16 protein-coding genes are annotated in these 19492 nt (G+C 39.5%); 5 read left to right on the top strand and 11 right to left on the bottom strand.

The window, feature by feature from the left end; all coding sequences use genetic code 11:
- Window positions 1-219: a Sec-independent protein translocase subunit TatA gene (locus RFW85_RS11335; protein ID WP_002114991.1), complete on the bottom strand. Its 219-nt coding sequence runs from the start codon at window positions 217-219 to the stop codon at window positions 1-3.
- A 253-nt stretch (window positions 220-472) separates the two neighbouring features.
- Here RFW85_RS11335 and RFW85_RS11330 point away from each other — a divergent pair, with 253 nt between their 5' ends.
- Window positions 473-1348 carry an AEC family transporter gene (locus RFW85_RS11330; protein WP_170247631.1) on the top strand — a complete coding sequence of 292 codons (876 nt, stop codon included), beginning with the start codon at window positions 473-475 and terminating at the stop codon, window positions 1346-1348.
- Between the two features lie 210 nt (window positions 1349-1558).
- On the opposite strand, the gene rdgB is transcribed toward RFW85_RS11330, so the two are convergent.
- From rdgB to RFW85_RS11295, 7 genes are all read right to left on the bottom strand, one after another.
- On the bottom strand, window positions 1559-2185 hold the full coding sequence (gene rdgB, locus RFW85_RS11325; protein ID WP_170247632.1) for an RdgB/HAM1 family non-canonical purine NTP pyrophosphatase: 627 nt from the start codon (window positions 2183-2185) through the stop codon (window positions 1559-1561).
- Window positions 2186-2359: 174 nt separating this feature from the next.
- Complete coding sequence (locus tag RFW85_RS11320; protein ID WP_017385717.1) at window positions 2360-2947, bottom strand: tetratricopeptide repeat protein; 588 nt, start codon at window positions 2945-2947, stop codon at window positions 2360-2362.
- Window positions 2944-3537 carry a methionine biosynthesis protein MetW gene (gene metW / locus RFW85_RS11315; protein WP_001217230.1) on the bottom strand — a complete coding sequence of 198 codons (594 nt, stop codon included), beginning with the start codon at window positions 3535-3537 and terminating at the stop codon, window positions 2944-2946. The genes RFW85_RS11320 and metW overlap by 4 nt, the downstream gene beginning before the upstream one ends.
- The gene (locus RFW85_RS11310; protein WP_002114709.1) at window positions 3537-4697 is read right to left on the bottom strand and encodes a homoserine O-acetyltransferase; all 1161 of its coding nucleotides are present in this window, start codon (window positions 4695-4697) and stop codon (window positions 3537-3539) included. The genes metW and RFW85_RS11310 overlap by 1 nt, the downstream gene beginning before the upstream one ends.
- Before the next feature lie 83 nt (window positions 4698-4780).
- Window positions 4781-6478, bottom strand: a complete 1698-nt coding sequence (leuA, locus tag RFW85_RS11305) for a 2-isopropylmalate synthase (protein WP_046811427.1) — start codon at window positions 6476-6478, stop codon at window positions 4781-4783.
- Window positions 6479-6936: 458 nt separating this feature from the next.
- Window positions 6937-7620 (bottom strand): Fe2+-dependent dioxygenase, encoded by a 684-nt coding sequence (locus RFW85_RS11300; RefSeq protein WP_309171548.1) that lies wholly within the window; start codon window positions 7618-7620, stop codon window positions 6937-6939.
- A gap of 106 nt (window positions 7621-7726) precedes the next feature.
- A complete protein-coding gene (locus RFW85_RS11295) occupies window positions 7727-10015 on the bottom strand; it encodes a TonB-dependent siderophore receptor (protein ID WP_170247634.1) in 2289 nt (762 codons plus the stop codon).
- A 414-nt stretch (window positions 10016-10429) separates the two neighbouring features.
- Here RFW85_RS11295 and tig point away from each other — a divergent pair, with 414 nt between their 5' ends.
- From tig to RFW85_RS11275, 4 genes are all read left to right on the top strand, one after another.
- Window positions 10430-11764: a trigger factor gene (gene tig, locus RFW85_RS11290; RefSeq protein ID WP_002114878.1), complete on the top strand. Its 1335-nt coding sequence runs from the start codon at window positions 10430-10432 to the stop codon at window positions 11762-11764.
- Window positions 11765-11957: 193 nt separating this feature from the next.
- Entirely contained in the window at window positions 11958-12563 is a 606-nt protein-coding gene (clpP, locus tag RFW85_RS11285) for an ATP-dependent Clp endopeptidase proteolytic subunit ClpP (RefSeq protein ID WP_002114870.1), read from the top strand.
- A gap of 105 nt (window positions 12564-12668) precedes the next feature.
- A complete protein-coding gene (gene clpX, locus RFW85_RS11280) occupies window positions 12669-13982 on the top strand; it encodes an ATP-dependent Clp protease ATP-binding subunit ClpX (protein ID WP_002114726.1) in 1314 nt (437 codons plus the stop codon).
- A 151-nt stretch (window positions 13983-14133) separates the two neighbouring features.
- A complete protein-coding gene (locus RFW85_RS11275; RefSeq protein ID WP_170247635.1) occupies window positions 14134-14850 on the top strand; it encodes a DUF2846 domain-containing protein in 717 nt (238 codons plus the stop codon).
- Window positions 14851-14874: 24 nt separating this feature from the next.
- Here RFW85_RS11275 and RFW85_RS11270 read toward each other — a convergent pair whose 3' ends face one another.
- The 3 genes from RFW85_RS11270 to pta all read right to left on the bottom strand — a co-directional run bounded on the left by RFW85_RS11270 (window position 14875) and on the right by pta (window position 19472).
- Window positions 14875-15429 carry a DUF2059 domain-containing protein gene (locus RFW85_RS11270; protein WP_033849457.1) on the bottom strand — a complete coding sequence of 185 codons (555 nt, stop codon included), beginning with the start codon at window positions 15427-15429 and terminating at the stop codon, window positions 14875-14877.
- A gap of 142 nt (window positions 15430-15571) precedes the next feature.
- The gene (locus RFW85_RS11265) at window positions 15572-17098 is read right to left on the bottom strand and encodes a fumarate hydratase (RefSeq protein WP_002115045.1); all 1527 of its coding nucleotides are present in this window, start codon (window positions 17096-17098) and stop codon (window positions 15572-15574) included.
- Window positions 17099-17327: 229 nt separating this feature from the next.
- A complete protein-coding gene (pta, locus tag RFW85_RS11260) occupies window positions 17328-19472 on the bottom strand; it encodes a phosphate acetyltransferase (RefSeq protein ID WP_170247636.1) in 2145 nt (714 codons plus the stop codon).
- Window positions 19473-19492 lie beyond the last annotated feature (20 nt).

The raw sequence follows: 19492 nt of genomic DNA, 5'->3' as shown, positions 1-19492 counted from the left end.
TTAGCTTTTTACTGATGTGCTGTCAGGTGTTTTGACTTGGGCATCAATTGTACGTGGAGTATTAAGAGCAGTAGTCTCATCTTCTTCACGGACTGATTTTTTAAAGTCTTTTACTGCACCGCCTACGTCTTTACCGATATTTTTTAATTTCGACGTACCGAATAATAAAATAACGACAATTGCAAAAATAACGACATGCCAAATAGATAAACCGGCCATGATCTTATACCTCTTTTCAGTTTGCTTTATATCAACAGGTTGCCATGACAGGAATGTGACATTTATATGTCATTTTTAAGACAATGAATGGCTGCCAAAATCTAAAAAGTTAATTTTATAAACTGCATATCTCCTTTTTTTTATTTATACATAGTTTGAAAAGAGTCACTTAAATTACTTGAAATGGAGAGTACATTGCATTTTGAAAAGGTGTAGCATAGCAAGCTGATTTTAATGAGCAAGAGGAGAGAGCGTGGCGCTACTACTGCCTGTATTGGCATTTATCACAGGACTTCTACTTGCTCAGACTTCGATTGCAGAAACTATAAAACCTATTCTCTCAGCTTGGCTTGCACGACTCCTGATTCCGATTGTGATTATTTACAACATGGTATTTTATCAGCCAGGTAGTTTGAGTTTGATGCTGTTTAGCTTCGGTTCAGCATTTCTTATTTTCTTTGCCTATTTAGCTCTATTTAAAGACAGATTATTAGCGCTATGCGTGAGTTATACCAACATGGGGTGGCTTGGTTTTCCTTTTGCTATGGCTTTATTTGGCCCTGATGCTACGGCTCCTATTGTGGCTTTATATATTGGTATGTCTCTTTTTGGAAATGCATGGGCTGTTACGGCAGTCACCACTGCACCACAAAGTAAGCTCAACATATTAAAAAAGGTTTTAACTTCTCCACCATGTATTTCAATATTTTGTGCACTTTTACTTAGGTCATTAGGTGCTCAACATATCGAGCATCCTGCTATACATTGGGTATATGAAGTTGCCAAGTTTGTCATGACATTTGCTGGTATGTGCGTGCTAGGAATGTGGCTACGCCGTACTCGAGTGCATTTGAAAGACTTAATTTACAGTACTAAAGCTCAAGCATTTAAAGTAGTGTGCGGATTTATTCTCTGTGGCTTAACTTATAGATTTTTACCCATTCCAAATATCAGCCAGCAAATTGGAGTGATGTTTTTAATGTTCTGTCTGCCACCAGCAGCGAATATTGTAGCGCTAGAAACACATTATCAAGGAACTGGTAGATCTGCGGCTTATATTGCTTCGGGGACGATTGTGAGTTGTGTGTGTATTGCGATTTATGCTGTTTTTTTGCATTTTTATTTCTAAGAAAGATGGTTAAACCCGACGGCCTTTGAATCGTGGTTATATGCTTATTTTGTGTATGTAGGCAATATTTACTTTTGTTTCGTCAAAAGTAACAAAACCATTTGTCGAACTGACGACACATCCTTGATGTCGCAGTTCGACAGGCGACATCCATGTCGCCTAGCACGATAGCAAATGGCTTTAACGTTAAACTAAAACTGATATAAAGTTTTACTTCTGCAAGCTCTCTTTAAATAACCGCATCGCTTGCCCACGATGGCTAATCTTGTTTTTGTCTTCTTTAGACAATTCAGCGCTAGAAACTTGTAGCTCAGGCAACCAGAACAGTGGGTCATAACCAAAGCCATTTTCTCCACGTGGCGCTTCTAAAATTTCGCCGTGCCAGATGCCTTGGAAAATTTGTGGTAACGGATCTTCAGCGTGAGTGACTAAAGCAAGTACACATACAAACATGCCTTCAATCGCTTCACCATTTTTACGGTATGGCATAAGATCATTTAATAATTTTGCATTGTTAGCTGCATCGTCACCATGCTCTCCAGCATAGCGTGCTGAGTAAATACCAGGTGCGCCGCCTAAGACTGGTACACAAATACCAGAGTCGTCAGCCATAGCAGGTTTACCTGAAATTTTAGAGGCATGACGAGCTTTAATAATGGCATTTTCAATAAAGCTTAAACCATCTTCAATTGCATCAGGAATATTAAGGCGACCTTGAGGAATAATTTCTACTGGTAACTTAAGCTGTTCAAAAAGTTTTTCAAACTCTGCGACTTTACCTTTGTTATTGCTGGCAAGAACTAAACTGCCCTGATCAAACCAATGTGGGGTAGACATAATAAAACCAAACTTTATAGCTAATATCGAACAGCAGTTATGTTACGTGTTTTTTGGAAGAGGATATAGAGAAAAACAAATAGAATATAAAATGGGATAACCTAAACTAAAGCCACCTTGTAGAGCATACAAGGTGGCTTTAGTCGAGTAAGGTTTTTTACGGATGAACCGTTATTATTGTGCTTGAATCCATTTGTCCGCACGGTCACGAGCTGTACGGATTTGTTCTTGGGTTAAGTTCGCGGCTAGAGCAGTTTTCTTACCTTCAGATAGGCTAATCACTTTATTGTCGAGCATGCCATCACGAGTTGAAAGCTCATACCATTGGTAAGCACCAACGTAGTTTTTCTTTTGCTCTTCCATCATCGCAAGGTTATAGCTTGCACGATTATCACCATTGCTTGCTGCTTTTTCAAAATATTTACGAGCCATAGACTCATCTTTTTTAACGCCAATACCGTCGGCATACATGCGGCCTACGTTTAATTGTGCTGGTGATAAACCTTGATCGGCTGCTGCTTTAAACCATGCGAAAGCTTGTTTCTCGTCTTTTGCTACATCTTTACCATATTGGTAATGGGTACCAAGGTAAAACTGTGCGCCTGCTTGACCAGCTTTTGCCGCTTTCTGAAGATCGTTAATCCCCATTGTTGAAAAGCGTGCGGCCTGACTCGCAACCGATTGTGGCTGGGCGATATAATCTGCATGAGCCTGCATACTTAGCAGTCCTGCAAATAGTGTGCTAAATAATGTCTTTTTCATAGTGCACTCACTCGATAAATAGCGACTTCACCAAACAAATTTGGAACATGTTTGCTTAACAGGCTTCCCTGCTGATTTCCATTGACGGCGAGTCGATTAATAATTTGTATCTGATTTTCAGCACATAGTGCTTCGAAATCTTTAAATGTACATAAATGAATGTTGGGGGTGTTATACCACATATATGGTAGAGCATCCGATACAGGCATCATTCCTTTTAATGCAAGAAAAGAGCGAGTCTTCCAATGTGCAAAGTTTGGAAATGTAATAATTGCCTGTTTACCCACACGCACCATGTCTCTTAATAAAACATCGGGTGCATCTACGGCTTGCAAAGCTTGTGCCATAACCACATAGTCAAAGGACTGGTCTGCAAAGCGGCTTAAGCCGAGATTCAAATCTTGTTGAATAATATTTAACCCGCGACTGACGGCAATTGCAATCTTTTCTTGATCAATTTCTAAACCATAAGCACGAATTTGATGCTTTTGACTCATATGAGCGAGTAATTCACCGTCACCACACCCTAAATCGAGTACGCTTGAGCCGGGTTTAATCCACTTTTCTGCTAGTTGTTGATCAATACGCATTAGCTTGCCTCCAGTGATGTCGATTTTAAGTGTTCTTCACCGCCTAAGAAAGCGCGCATGGTTTTGACATACAGTGGAATAGGAAATAAGAACGAGTCATGACCTTGTTCAGCATCAATATCAAGGTAACTTACAGGCTTATGATTGGTAATAAGCGCATCTACAATTTCTTGTGAGCGGCTTGGTGCAAAACGCCAGTCAGTTGTGAACGAGACAATAAGGAACTGGCATTTAGTTTTGCCCATTGCTTCAGTTAAAGAATGACCGTACTCACGTGATGGGTCAAAGTAATCTAAAGCTTTAGTCATGATGAGATAGGTATTGGCATCAAAGTTACGGCTGAACTGTTCACCTTGATAACGTAGATAGCTTTCGACCTGAAACTCGACATCAAAACCGTACATAAATTTGCCAGATTTTAAATCACGGCCAAATTTTTGTTTCATGGCTTCTTCTGAAAGATAGGTGATATGACCTACCATGCGAGCCAGAATTAGTCCACGTTTCGGGTAACTATCATTTTCTAAATAACGGCCATGATGGAAATCTGGATCAGACAAGATTGACTGACGAGCAACCTCATTAAATGCAATATTCTGTGCTGAAAGCTTTGGTGCACTGGCAATAATCACACATTTTTGCAGGCGGTCAGGGTAGTCTACAGACCATTGTAGTGCTTGCATGCCTCCTAATGATCCACCAACCACTGCATACCAGACATCTACACCTAGACGGTCCGAAAGCATGGCTTGTGTTTTGACCCAGTCACGTACCGTTACTAATGGAAAATCAGGTCCATATGGGCGATTGTCATTTTCAGGGTTTGGTGAGGTCGGGCCAGTTGAGCCATTACAGCCACCAATATTATTTAGCGAAACTACAAAAAACTTATTCGTATCAATTGCCTTACCCGGGCCAATACAACTATCCCACCATCCAGCTTTTTTATCATCTTCGTGGTGATAACCCGCTGCATGATGATGTCCGGAAAGAGCATGACAGATTAAAATTGCATTTGATTTATCAGCATTTAAAGTGCCGTAAGTTTCGACCATTAGTTCAAAACGTGGCAAAACACGATCACATTCAAGGTGTAATGGTTCTTCAAATTGGAACTTTTGCGGAGTGACTAACCCCACTGAATCAGCTGGAAAAGACACGGGAACATTTCGCCTTTTAAATCTTTCAGGAATAAAAAGAAAGGATACCAAGCTAGGTATCCTTTCCAAAGTCTTTTTTTTAATTAAACAGCGGCGGCAACAACCTGATCTGTACTTAAAACACCTTGATCAATCAAACGGTTGGTACACGCAATAATTGCTTCAATGGATGAGGTGACTGTGTTGTCATGAACACCGGCACCAAACGAACCTTTACCAGTACCTTTTACTTGAAGCTCAATTAAGGTTAATGCTTTCGCATTTGCACCAGAACTAATACTACGTTCTTCATAGTTCAATACGTCAATTGGTAATTGAAGAGCATTTAAGAACGCAGAGATTGGCCCGTTACCTTCACCGCGAAGTTGTTGAGTTTCACCTTCGACATCCACATCAAGTTCGATAATCTGAGTACCGTTAATGTCAGATAATTTGTAGTTTTTAACTGTGTAATGATGGTTTTTCACATCAACATAAGTGTCTTTAAATAAGGTCCAGATTTCTTTGGCATTAATTTCAGTACCGTTCTCATCAGCATATTGCTGAACAACTTGGCTGAATTCGATTTGCAAACGACGTGGCAACACAACGTTGTAGTTTGATTCTAATAAATAAGCAATACCACCTTTACCAGACTGACTGTTTACACGAATTACAGCATCGTAGTCGCGGCCCAAATCTTTTGGATCGATTGGTAAATAAGGCATATCCCAGATTTCTTCATTTTTCTGGTATTCGAAACCTTTTTTGATCGCATCCTGATGTGAACCGGAGAATGCAGTAAATACCAAGTCACCTGCATATGGATGACGTGGGTGTACCGGTAAGCCAGTACATTCTTCAACCGTTGCAATCACTTCATTAATGTTAGAGAAATCTAACTCAGGTGCTACACCTTGGGTATACATGTTCAATGCAATTGCTGCAACGTCAACGTTACCTGTACGTTCACCATTACCAAACACACAGCCTTCAACACGGTCAGCACCCGCCATAATGGCAAGTTCTGATGCAGCAATACCACAGCCGCGGTCATTGTGGCAGTGAACAGAAATGATTACGCCATCACGACGTGCCAAATTACGATGCATCCATTCAATTTGGTCTGCATAAACATTTGGTGTAGAAACTTCTACAGTCGCTGGCAAGTTTAAAATCACTTTATGATCTGGACGTGCATCCCAGATTTCTGTGACGGCATCACAGACATCTTTAGCGACTTCTAATTCAGTTGCAGAGAAACATTCTGGACTGTATTGGAAAATCCAGTCAGTTTGAGGATATTGAGCCGCATACTCTTTAACTTTTTGAGCAGCATTAATTGCTAATTGTTTTGCGCCATCAACATCTACATTCAACACCTTTTGACGGAAGGTTGGAGAGTTCGAGTTATAAATATGTACAATCGCTCGTTTAGCACCTGCCAAAGATTCAAAAGTACGTTCAATTAAATGGTCACGTGCTTGAACCAAAACCTCAATGTATACGTCATCAGGAATATGATTTTCTTCGATTAACATGCGAGTAAAATCGAAATCAATTTGAGATGCTGAAGGGAAACCGATTTCAATATGCTTAAAACCAATTTTCACAAGCATTTTGAACATTTTGAATTTTTGTTCCATGTTCATTGGTTCAAAAATTGCTTGGTTACCGTCACGTAAATCTGTACTCATCCAGATTGGCGCTTTTGTAATTTCTTTATTTGGCCATTGGCGATCTGGTAAATCCACACGCTGGTACATACGGCGGTATTTTTTGCTAGGGTCAGCCAACATCATGAGAAAACTCCTTGTCTCGTAGCGCGGTTGCTCTGGATATATTTAAAAGGCAACGTCTCTACTTAATATATGGTATCTAATTCAGAAAAATTAAAGGTAATTTCAAAGTGCTGCTTTAAAAAGCAGACAAAATTTTTATACGCGCGCTTGGCGCAGCATCAGGAGTTGCAGATGATGTCTTGCTTGAGTAGGCTGGGCAAACAAGTAATTCGTTTTCATCTCTAGACCGTGAAATAATAAGTTTGGTGGTTTGCAGGTAATCTTGTTATTTAGATATATCACATCTAAACAATGATTACACCTTGTGCGAAATTCTTATCATAATTTTAGTTAAGTTGTTTAGAAAATAATTTTCTAATTTTGCGCTGTTTTGTTTTTTGTGGGAAATAATTTTCATATTTTTGCCTTATTAAGGTAAAAAAGATTATCTGGTCTTAAAAAGGCAAAAATAAATATAGTTACAGTTCTGACCACATACGGATTAAATTATGATAAATGTTGGTCAGCTTCATGACTTCTGAGTAGTTATCACCGTGTGATTTACGTAGTTCTCGAATGCTCTCATCAAGATTAAATAAAAGGTGGCGTTTACTATCGTCACGGACCAAACTTTGTACCCAGAAAAAAGAAGCAAAACGAGTACCTGAGGTAATGCTACTGACTTCGTGCAGACTAGTAGACGGGTAGAGCACGACATCACCTGCTGGTAATTTAACTTCGTGATAACCATAAGTGTCTTCAATCACTAGGTCACCACCTTCATATTCATCGGGTTCACTTAAAAATAATGTACAAGATAAATCAGTGCGGAGCTGCTCTGAAGTTCCACGAATAAGGCGAATTGAGTTATCTACATGGAAACCAAAGCTTTCATGTTCATCATAACGATTAAAAAGCGGTGGAATAATTTTGTGGGGTAGGGCTGCAGCCTGAAATACTGGATTTTGCCAAATTTCTTTGATGACGAGATCACTTAAATGATGAGTAAGCGGGTCCTGTTCTGAAAGTTGCTGATTTCTTTTCACTGAAGCAGACAAGGTGCCGGCAGTCACTTTTCCACCTACCCAATTGGCGTCTTCCATGAGCTTACGAAACTCGGCAACTTGCTCTTTGCTTAAAACATTGGGGATATGATGAATCACGGCAAACACCTTTTAAATAGATACTTCATTTGTAAAAATAGCCTCATGACGAGGCTATTTTATATGAACTTTAATTAATTCCATAAATAAATTATGGAATTTAACTTTAGTACTTAAAGTTAATCGCTAAGACAGCATTACGGCCATTACCTTCAAACGCGTAGTGAGCTGCATGCGCACTAGTAAAATAGCGCTTATCAGAGATATTGTTGATATTAAGCTGCAAATTCACATTCTTATTAACATCATATTTAGCCATAGCATTGTAAATGGTATAGGTTGGCAGATATTTCGGAGCAGTTGTGTTCACAAAAACTTGATCGCGATATTCAACACCAGCACCTAGAGTCAATTGAGGCATTACTCGGTAAGTAGACCATAGGGTAGCACTGTTTTTCGCTACAAATGGGAGAGGTTTACCTTCTTGAGCAACTGCATTATAGGCAGCTTCGGTAATTTCACTATCTAAATAGCTATAGCCTGTAGAAACATCCCACTTATCGGTAATTTTTCCGTTCAGACTAATTTCAAATCCATCAACTTTACTTTTACCTGCATTGGCAGTCGTAGTAGGGTCAATTTGGATACGTGTATTTTGCTTTTCAGTACGGAAAAATGCTGCTGTTAAGTTCGCACGGTTATTAAATAAGTCCCATTTTGTACCTAACTCGAAAGTACGTGCTTCTTCTGGCTTGAGAGCATTTGCACTCGCACTTGCAGTACCTGAGTCGCTAATAGAATCTGAACCTGTGTCACCCTCAGCAAGCACGCCTACTGGGTTTGCTGACGTAGCATAGCTTAAATAAATACTACCATCTTCTGTTGGTTTAAAAACTAAACCAGCTTGGTAAGAGAAGTAATCTGTATCGCTTTCTAATTTATCACCAGCTTTATGAGGAGTACGTCCACTTACGTCCTTATTATATTTTTTCTCAGTTTCAAATTTATCCCAACGAACGCCTAGGTTAAGTAACCATTGTGGATTAAATTCGATACTATCTAAAGCATACACGCCTACATTATGACTACGAGTGGTCGATTGTGCTGTGATAGATCCACGCTTATCTGTGAAGGCACCATTTCCAGGATTATTTAAACTCGTACACCAGCCATTTGCCACAGCAGCAGCTGAAGTACAGTTTTGAATATTGCTGTCTAAAATGGTCGATGTGGTTTCACCAGCAGCATTAGTAAAAGTATGTACACCTTGGTCAGTTTCTTGGAAGCTCCACTCGGTACCAACATTAAAAGAATGCTTTAAGCTACCTGTGTTGAATTTACCTCTTAAAGAAAGCTGATCGCTATAAGCATCGCTATCTAAGATACGGCTTAACGCACGGCGAGCGATTGTGCCTCTGTAAATGTTACCCTTAGAGTCATCAGCATTCGTATAAACATAATCAGATTTAGATTTGTTGTAGGTTGCTATATTAGACAAGGTAAGATTTTCATTAAAATCATGTTCCAACTTAAACGTACCAATGTGGTTTTCACGTTTGTCGAAATCACGCGCTTTCCAGCCATAGTAGGTTCCAGCTTTTACGTCAACAGGCTTGCCGTCACCAGGAGTTACAGTAACCCCAACTGGAGGTTTGGTTGGGTTTGCATTATTAAATGGAATACCTGCATCAGGTTCATCATTACTACGTAAATAGTAGTAGCTCAGTGTTCCGTGAGTTGCAGTATCTAAGCCAAATGCAAGACTTGAGGCAATACCGGCACGGGCATATTCTGCACCATTACTTTGACCAGCTTTTTCATTTTCGTGACCCATGATAACTACACGACCAGCAATTCCATTTCCAAAGTCTTTGTTGGCATCAAGTTGGATATGACGATAGTTATCAGTACCGCCTTGGATACTGCCTTGATAAACGTCACCTTCATGAGCAACTTTAGGAATTAAGTTAATACTTCCGCCAACGCTACCACCACCACCAAGAGCAGAAGAAGAGCCTTTGATGACTTCTACTTGTTCAATGGCAAACATATCGCGATTTTGAGACGTTGTATTACGAACACCATCAACATAAATAGAAGATTGACCGCTATAACCACGAATGTAAGGCATATCTGTAAACGGGGTACCACCTTCACCAGCACCTAACGTAATACCAGGTTCATAGCGTAACGCTTCGAGTAGGGTATTAGAGTTTGTATCTTTAATTAATTTTTGAGAAAGGATAGAGACTGATTTTGGTGTGTCTTTGAGAGGAACTACGAATTTAGAGTTTGCAGACTGATCTACTTTTAAAGATTCTTCTTGAGTCGCTTTAGCATGAATTGTTGGTAATTGTGAAACTGCTTCTTGCGCGATGGCTGTTGTTGCAATCATTGATAGCGATGAAGCTATTGCAGAAGAAACAATTTTTTTACGTGTTCTAATCAAAGACATAACTTCAGGACTCTAAAACTAAAAGGTTATGCGAATAATAATAATTCTTATTTATATGTACAGTTTGTGTTAATTGGATTTGCCAATTGAATTATGAAGAGAAAATGAATAATTGAATGGTAAATTGTACTTTTGTGTAGCTAATCTACTGATTATTGGTAATTGTTTGTTAAAGCGATTAAATTCAAAGTTTAATTGTAATTTTAGATTTATAAAGAATAACTAAAAAATTAGTTTTACTTAAGTACTTATGAAAAATATTTAAAGAATCATAAAATTACTGTGAAATTTACTAGAATAATGTCCTTCACTTACATCAAGTGATCGGTTAATTTTGTATATCTTGAAAGTTGTCATATAATACAGCACTTTTTTAAAAACTGTTCCTACTAACTAATTTTTATCGAGGAAGCCATGCAAGTAACGACTGAAGCGGTTTCGGGCGTTGCCCGTCGTTTAAATGTGTCTGTACCGACGAGCCGTATTAACGAGCAATTTGAAGCTCGTTTGAAGCGCACTGCCAAAACTGTGAAGATCAACGGCTTCCGTCCAGGTAAAGTACCTGAAAACGTTGTTCGTCGCGAATACGGTGCAAGCATTTATCAAGAAGTTGTAAATGACATCATTCGTGATAGCGTTTTTGAAGCAATTCAACAAGAAAAAATCAATGCGGTAGGTATGCCGAACATTGAGAAAGTTGAACATAAAGAAGACGCTTTAGTTTTTGAAGCAACTGTAGAAGTTTATCCAGAAGTTGAAGTAAAAGCATTTGACGGCTTAGAAGTTGAACGTAAATCAGCTGAAATCAAAGACGCTGACGTTGACGCTATGATCGAAAACTTGCAAAAACAACGTCAAACTTGGGCTGTAACCAAGGGTATGGCGAAAAAAGACATGCAAGTGACTTTTGACTTTGAAGGCACTATCGATGGTGAGAAGTTTGAAGGCGGTTCTGCTGAAGACTTTAAACTTGTGTTAGGTTCAGGTCGTATGATCCCTGGCTTCGAAGATGGCATCATTGGCATGAAAGCTGGTGAAGAGAAAGTAATTGACGTTACTTTCCCTGAAGATTACCAAGCTGAAAACTTGGCTGGTAAAGCAGCTCAGTTCAAAATCACTGTGAAGCAAGTTGAAAAATCTAAACTTCCAGAAATTGATGCTGAATTCTTAAAAATCTTCGGTGTAACTGAAGAGGAAGGCGTTGAGAAGTTAAAAGCTGACGTTCGTAAGAATATGGAACGTGAAGTTCGCAATGGTTTACGTAACCAAGTTAAACAAGCTGCTTTTGATGCTCTTGTTGCTGCGAATGAAGTTGAAGTTCCAACTGCAATGGTTGCTCAAGAAATTGACCGTCAACGTCAACAAATGGTTCAACAGTTCACTCAACAATTTGGTGGTGCAGGCGCGCAATCTTTTGACAAGAGCATGCTTCCTGACGAATTGTTCAAAGAACAAGCAGAACGTTCTGTTAAGCTTGGCGTATTGGTAAGCAAAGTTTTAGCTGATGCTAAACTTGAAGTTGATCAAGCTCGCGTTGATGCTTACATTGACGACATGGCTTCTTCTTACGAAGATCCAACTGAAGTGATTGAATACTTCAAAAATGATGCTCAACAACGTGCTCAAATCGAAGCAGTTGTATTAGAAGATCAAGTTGTTGATCACATCCTAGCTGGTGCTAAAGTGACTGACAAAGCTGTATCTTATGATGACTTATTGAAAGAACAACAAGCTCGCCGTATGGGCTAATCTTTTAAGAAGTCAGAAAAAGGCGCCGAAGGCGCCTTTTTTGTTTTTCATTATGTGGTCAATTTGAGTGCGGCATTAAGTACTTAGGTATAAATAATATAATATTTCAGTGCGAACCTTTTGCAATTTGAGAAATTATCCCGCATATTGTTGCCATAGGTTAAGTCACAAAAAATTTAGGAATAAATAACGTATGTATGTTCCAACAATTGAAAATGCTTTAGTTCCTGTTGTGGTTGAACAATCTTCTCGCGGCGAACGTTCTTTTGATATTTATTCACGACTTTTACGTGAGCGCGTCATTTTTTTGACAGGTGAAGTTGAAGATAACATGGCAAATCTGATTGTTGCCCAAATGTTGTTTTTAGAAGCTGAAAATCCTGATAAAGATATCCACCTTTATATTAACTCTCCAGGTGGATCTGTGACAGCGGGTATGGCCATTTATGACACGATGCAGTTTATTAAGCCTGATGTTGTGACATATTGTATGGGTCAAGCTGCTTCAATGGGTGCATTCTTATTAAATGCGGGTGCTAAAGGCAAACGCTATTGTTTGGAAAATGCCCGTGTCATGATTCATCAACCATTGGGTGGTTTCCGTGGTCAAGCATCGGATATTGAAATCCATGCGCGTGAAATTCTCTTTATTAAAGAGCGCTTGAACCGCTTAATGGCAGAGCATAGTGGTCAAGACTATGAAACCGTTGCTCGTGATACTGACCGTGATAACTTTATGACAGCCCAAGCTGCTAAAGAATATGGTCTGGTTGATCAGGTGTTAAGTAAGCGTCCATAAGGACCTTCTTATATAAATAACTTGAGATGTTGAAAAAGATCTCCATTTAGTTATTTATGCAGTGCATCTTGCCCTAATATTTAAGATTCTATTTGTGGAGTGAATATGTCCGAACATCCTCAAGGACAAAAACATTGTTCATTTTGCGGTAAAACGCAGTCTGAAGTCGGGAAACTGATTGCAGGTGAGGACGCATATATTTGTAATGAATGTGTGGATGTCTGCTTAGACCTTGTACAAACCAGCCAACAGGTTGAAGCAGGTGACTGGGCGAGTAAGGCATTGCCAAAACCACATGAAATACGTGCTGCGCTTGATCAATATGTTATTGGTCAAGATCTTGCCAAAAAGACATTATCTGTTGCGGTTTATAACCATTATAAACGCTTAAAAGTTGGTCATAATGGCCATGTGTCTAAAGAAGTAGAAATTGCTAAAAGTAATATCTTACTGATTGGACCTACTGGCTCAGGTAAAACTTTACTTGCGCAAACATTAGCTCGCCTTTTAGATGTTCCATTTGCGATGGCAGATGCAACAACATTAACCGAAGCTGGTTATGTGGGTGAGGATGTTGAAAATATTGTGCAAAAGCTTTTGCAAAAAGCAGACTACGATGTAGAGAAGGCTCAGAAGGGCATTATCTATATTGATGAGATTGATAAGATTACTCGTAAATCTGAAAATCCATCAATTACGCGTGATGTATCTGGTGAAGGTGTACAACAAGCATTATTAAAAATGATTGAAGGTACAGTTGCTTCGATTCCGCCTCAAGGTGGTCGTAAGCATCCACAGCAAGAGTTTATCCAAATTGACACCTCAAATATCTTATTTATTTGTGGTGGTGCATTTTCTGGTTTGGAGAAAATTGTACAACAGCGTCAAGAGAAAGGCGGTATTGGTTTTACAGCTGATGTTAAAAACAAAGATGAAACCAAAAAGCTTGCTGAATTGTTCCGTCAGGTTGAGCCAACTGACTTAGTGAAATTTGGTTTGATTCCAGAATTCATTGGCCGTTTACCAGTGATTGCGACACTTGAAGAGCTAGATGAAGAAGCTTTAATGCAAATTTTGACTGAGCCAAAAAATGCATTAACTCGCCAGTATCAATATCTTTTCACTATGGAAAATGTTGATCTGATCTTTGAAGACTCTGCATTGCGTGCTGTTGCTAAAAAAGCGCTTGAACGTAATACGGGTGCGCGTGGTCTGCGTTCTATTATGGAAAACGTACTGCTTGAAACTATGTATGATTTACCAAGTCGTACAGATGTTGGAACAGTCATTATCAATGAAGCAGTTATTAATGGTGAAGCAGAACCTGTTTATCAGGCTGAACGCCAACCTAAAGAAGCTGCAACGCATGAAAGTGTTGCTAAGGCAGATTTAAAGGTTATTGATTCGAAGTCTGCATAGATTTCATTCATCTAAAAAGCATGAATCGCGTTAGTGATTCATGCTTTTTTTGTTTTCAATTTATATGGGTAGTGTTAATCTTAAAATACAAAATACGCATAGTTTTGCGGTGTAAAAAATAAATCAAAAACAAAACGCTTTGAGGGATGCCATGCGTTATTTAATCGTATCTTTGTGCTGTGCTGGACTATTTGTGGGCTGTCAAAGTTCATCTCATTTAGAAAAAAATCCGAGTGAATTGACCGCGACTCTACCTAAAGTTGATGTTGAAAAAGAACCTGGTTTATTAGATCAATATCATTTAGGCGGCTTTACCGTGGGAGGGTGGGTCAACCAAAAATTGGGTCAGACTTTTGCTCCAATCAAACCACAAAATGAACAGGCTGCTGTAGTTTATTTATATCGACCGGACACAAAATGGAATCGTCAAGAAATTGCAGCGATTAATCTCTTTGTGAATGGTAAGCGCATTCCGAGTCTATTACATAATCATTATTACTGGATTGAGTTACCAGCAGGAACGTATCGTCTTTCAGCAAGTCGCCCTTTACTTGGTATCCATTTTCAAGAACCAAAATATATTGATATTACTGTTGAGGCAGGAACGTCTTATTATTTGAAATATGATGAAGAAAATAAAATGGACCGAAGTGAACATACTGGTCCATTTATGTTAATGCAAGACAATATTGGACGTAGAGAGATAGCATTTACCGAGCTTAAATCTTCTAGCTACAACTTTGTTGCTGAAGATACTTCAGGAAAGGTCCGTCATAAACCACAAGAATTAAAGCCAGCCAAATATGATGAGAAATCAGATGTACATCTGATTAAACCATTTAAATTATGGAATCCTTTAACTTGGTAATGAGCTGCAAAAGATAAAGAAAAGTTAAGACTTTTCTTTATCTTTCATTAATGGTGCAAGAATTTTAAGCATTTCTTCTTGCATATGATCTCGTGCTTTAGGGTCATTAAACGTTTGCTGTCCCAACTCCATCATATATTCTGAAATTTGTCCCATAATCTGTACGTTCTTGCGTGTAATTGATTGGCCTTCTGGGGTTTTTAAAAATTTCAGATTAGCCTGAATTTCCTCTTCAGTATAAGTCTTTAGGTAAATATCCTGTAAGGCTTGGGTGGTTTTTGGGTTGCTAATGAGCTGATTGCTCGAATCTTTTAAGAGAGAACCTAACTTCTTCGCGGCCTCTTTTTCTTTTGGACCTAAAGTTTTGATACCCGTGATATTGCTAACGATCTGTTCTGCCTGTTGATCATAGTAAGGCGTTAATTCATCAATTGATTCTTTAAGCAGGTAATCAATTTGGCTCATTTGCATGAGTTCTTTAACTGAACTTAACTTGGCAGGAGAGGCAAACAAGCTTGTGGTAATACAGCTTAGACAAAGGCTGATTGAGAGATTTTTAAGAATAGGGCGAATAGTCATGAAATGACCTATATTCAATATTTGGCGAGAGGGTGCTTTCATTAATAGCACAGATTGACAAACTAATTGTTACAATTCTTTTCAGATTTTAAAATAAAAAAAGAATGCATAAAAAAAGCACCGAATTCGGTGCTTTTCTTGATTAGCCAGCTGCTGCATCGACTACTGGAATTTTTCCAATTTTCGCTTGCCAGATTTTTGGAGCTACTGCGTGAATTGAAGTACCGTTTACATCAACTGCAACAGAAACAGGCATATCTTCAACTACGAATTTGTAGATGGCTTCCATACCTAAGTCTGCAAACGCAACAACTTCAGCTTCACGAACAGCTTTAGATACGAGGTAAGCTGCACCACCAACTGCCATTAAGTAAGTTGCTTTGTTGTCTTTGATTGCTTCAATTGCTGTAGGACCACGATCAGCTTTACCAATCATACCGAATAGACCAGTATGCTCGAGTACTTTACGTGTGAATTTATCCATACGTGTTGCAGTTGTAGGACCAGCAGGACCAACGACTTCATCACCCACTGGATCAACAGGGCCAACGTAGTAAATAAATTTACCTTTAAGATCAACTGGTAATTCTTCACCGTTGTCGATCATTTCAACCATACGTTTGTGCGCAGCATCACGACCTGTGTACATTGTTCCGCTAAGAAGTAATGTATCACCCGGTTTCCAAGAGTCCATTTCTTCTTGTGTAATGGTATCAAGGTTTACGCGTTTAGATTGTGAAGAGTCCCAAGTTACAGATGGATAATCTTCAAGTTTTGGTGCTTGAATATGAGCTACACCTGTACCATCAAGCTGGAAGTGAGCATGACGAGTAGCAGCACAGTTAGGAATCATACCTACTGGTTTACCAGCAGCATGACATGGGTAATCTTTAATCTTAATATCAAGAACAGTCGTTAAACCGCCTAGGCCTTGAGCACCAATACCAAGTGCGTTTACTTTTTCAAAGATTTCGATACGAAGCTCTTCGATTTTGTTCTCTGGTCCACGGCGAAGTAATTCGTCCATATTGATTTCTTCCATGAGTGCTTCTTTAGCAAGCATCATGGCTTTTTCAGCAGTACCACCAATACCAATACCGAGCATACCAGGAGGACACCAGCCTGCACCCATAGTTGGAACGGTTTTAAGTACCCAGTCAACAATCGAGTCAGATGGGTTAAGCATCGCAAGTTTAGATTTGTTTTCTGAACCGCCACCTTTAGCAGCAACAGTAATATCTACTTTATTACCCGGAACGAGTTTGTAGTGAATTACAGCAGGGGTATTATCTTTTGTGTTTTTACGACCAAATGCAGGGTCAGCAAGTACAGATGCACGAAGAACGTTACTGTTTTCAAGGTAACCTTGGCGAACACCTTCATTTACTGCATCGTCTAAGCTCATCGTTAAATCAAATTTAACATCTAAGCCCACTTCAAGGAAAACGTTAACAATACCAGTATCTTGGCAAATTGGACGATGACCTTCCGCACACATGCGAGAGTTAATTAGAATCTGTGCAATTGCATCCTTTGCGGCTTTGTTTTCTTCGCGATCATAAGCACGGCTCATCGCTTGGATAAAGTCTTGCGGGTGATAGTACGAAATAAACTGTAGGGCGTCCTTGATCGATGTAATCAAGTCATCTTGTTTGATAATCGTTGTCATACCAGAAAATCTCTTGAGCGGGCTGTTAGCTAGCGGGCTAAATTATATGACAAAAAGACAGTGTTGTGGGAGATTGGTTGATCTTTTGACCGAAAGTCGCATAAGAACATATTGATGTGATTTAAAAGAGATAGATCGGAAAATTATTTATTTTTGAATGACTAAAATAAAAAAAAGCCATTTGAGCGGACATCAAATGGCGAGAGGTAGTAAAGGTTAATTATATTAATTATTTGGCGGCGGCTTGCTGTTCTGCCTGAATTGCCGTTAACGCAATGGTAAAGACGATGTCATCTACCAATGCGCCGCGAGACAAGTCATTTACTGGTTTGTTGAGGCCTTGCAGCATTGGACCTACACTGACTACATTTGCAGCACGTTGTACCGCCTTATAAGTTGTGTTGCCTGTATTTAAGTCTGGGAAAATAAATACATTTGCGCGGCCAGCAACGCGTGAGTCTGGTGCCTTTTGACGTCCTACGCTTTCAACTGAAGCTGCATCGTATTGAAGTGGACCATCAATCAGTAAGTCCGGGCGACGTTGCTGCGCAATTTGAGTTGCTTGCTGTACTTTTTCAACATCAGCGCCTGTTCCGGAAGTACCAGTTGAGTAGCTGATCATGGCAATACGCGGGTCAATTCCAAAAGCTTTCGCTGAGTCAGCAGACTGAATTGCAATTTCAGCAAGTTGCTCTGCTGTCGGGTCTGGATTAATCGCACAGTCGCCATATACATAGACTTCATCTGGTAAAAGCATAAAGAATATTGATGAAACCAATGAATATTCAGGGGCTGTTTTGATGAGCTGGAATGCTGGGCGAACCGTATTTGCCGTAGTGTGTATCGCCCCTGAAACTAAACCGTCGACTTGATCTAAGGCTAACATCATGGTGCCAAGCACTACGGTATCTTGAAGTTGTTCTTTCGCTTGAAGCTCGTTGAGTTTACCTTTACGTAGCTCAACCATTGGTGCAACGTATTGATCACGAATACTATCGGGGTCGACAATTGCCAATTCGGCAGGTAATTCAATACCGCGTGCTTTTGCAACATCGTGCACAGCATCTGGTTTAGCTAACAAAATACAGTCAGCAATACCACGTGCCTGACAAATTGCCGCAGCTTGAATGGTGCGCGGTTCATCACCTTCAGGTAGTACAATCCGTTTTTTAGCTGCAATTGATTTTTGCACCAGTTCATGACGGAAAGCCGATGGCGACAGGCGAGGGGTAGCGGCATTGTTGCTGTGCTGCTTAAGCCATTCGACATCAATGTGACTTGAAACAAATCGAGTCACTTGCTCAGCACGTTCAGTATCATCTGTTGGAATTTCATTACCAAAATTAGATAAACGCTGTGCAGTTTCAAGTGTGTTTAAACGGGTATGTAAAATCGGTAACCCTTGTTTAATTGCACTTTGACAAAATTCTAAAAGCTCTGGTGCTGGCGCTTCTCTTTCGGTAAGGACTAAACCTGCCAGAGGTATACCGTTGCTGGTTGCTAAGCTACTTGCAAGTAAAACGTCGGTACGCTCAGATGCGCTAATAATTAATTCGCCTGCAATAAACTTATTCAGTTCATATTCAATGCTTGAAGCAATTAAACTTGAATGCAAAATACGACGTGTTTTAGCTTCACCTTGATGTACCCATTGCCCATCAATGACATTTGCAATATCAAGTGTTCTAGGTACGCTTAGCGTGTTACTAAATGGGACTAAACCAATGATTGGTAAATCACTAGAGCCAAAATAACGATTATATTTTTGCAGCTCACTTGTAAATTTCGCGATTTCTTCAGTTGGTCGTAACGATGGATCAAACGCAACAGGAATTTGAGCTGTTTCTTCGGTTAATCCACGGGTACGCATAAACAGTACGCCAGCAGTACGATTTGATGTTGCACCACCAAACTGACGTAAATGAGCATCTACTTTTTCTGCTGCTTTTTTCGGGTTTTGAATATCTGCTGTGCTGACCAGCACGACTTCTGCATCAAGTGCTTGTGCAAGACTTGCGTTGAGCTCACTGGCAAAATGGTCTTGTCCGTTTGGTAATAAGCCTTCCACAATAATGACATCATGGTCTGCTGCCACACTACGATGAAGGCTAACCGCTTCTTCAAGTAATTCATCTACTTCCCCAGCGGCAATAAGCTGAGTTAATTTTTCATGCGAAATAGATTGAACGGTTTTACTTTGAAATAAATGACCAAATAATGAAGTTGTTCGGTCAAGATGCTCTTGGTCTTCTTGAGAAAATGGTTTTAAAAAGCCAGCTTTAATCCCGTTGCAATCAAGTGCGTAAATCATACCTAAGCAGGCAGAGGTTAGGCCAACCCCTTCGCCTGTAGGAATCAATAAAATTGTATTCATATAAACCTATAAATAAACGA

The organism is Acinetobacter sp. 12966, assembly GCF_031196995.1.
In the GTDB taxonomy this organism is placed as follows: Bacteria; Pseudomonadota; Gammaproteobacteria; order Pseudomonadales; family Moraxellaceae; genus Acinetobacter; species Acinetobacter geminorum.
The sequence above is the reverse complement of the archived record's forward strand: the minus strand, read 5'-3'. Positions and strand labels throughout refer to the sequence as shown.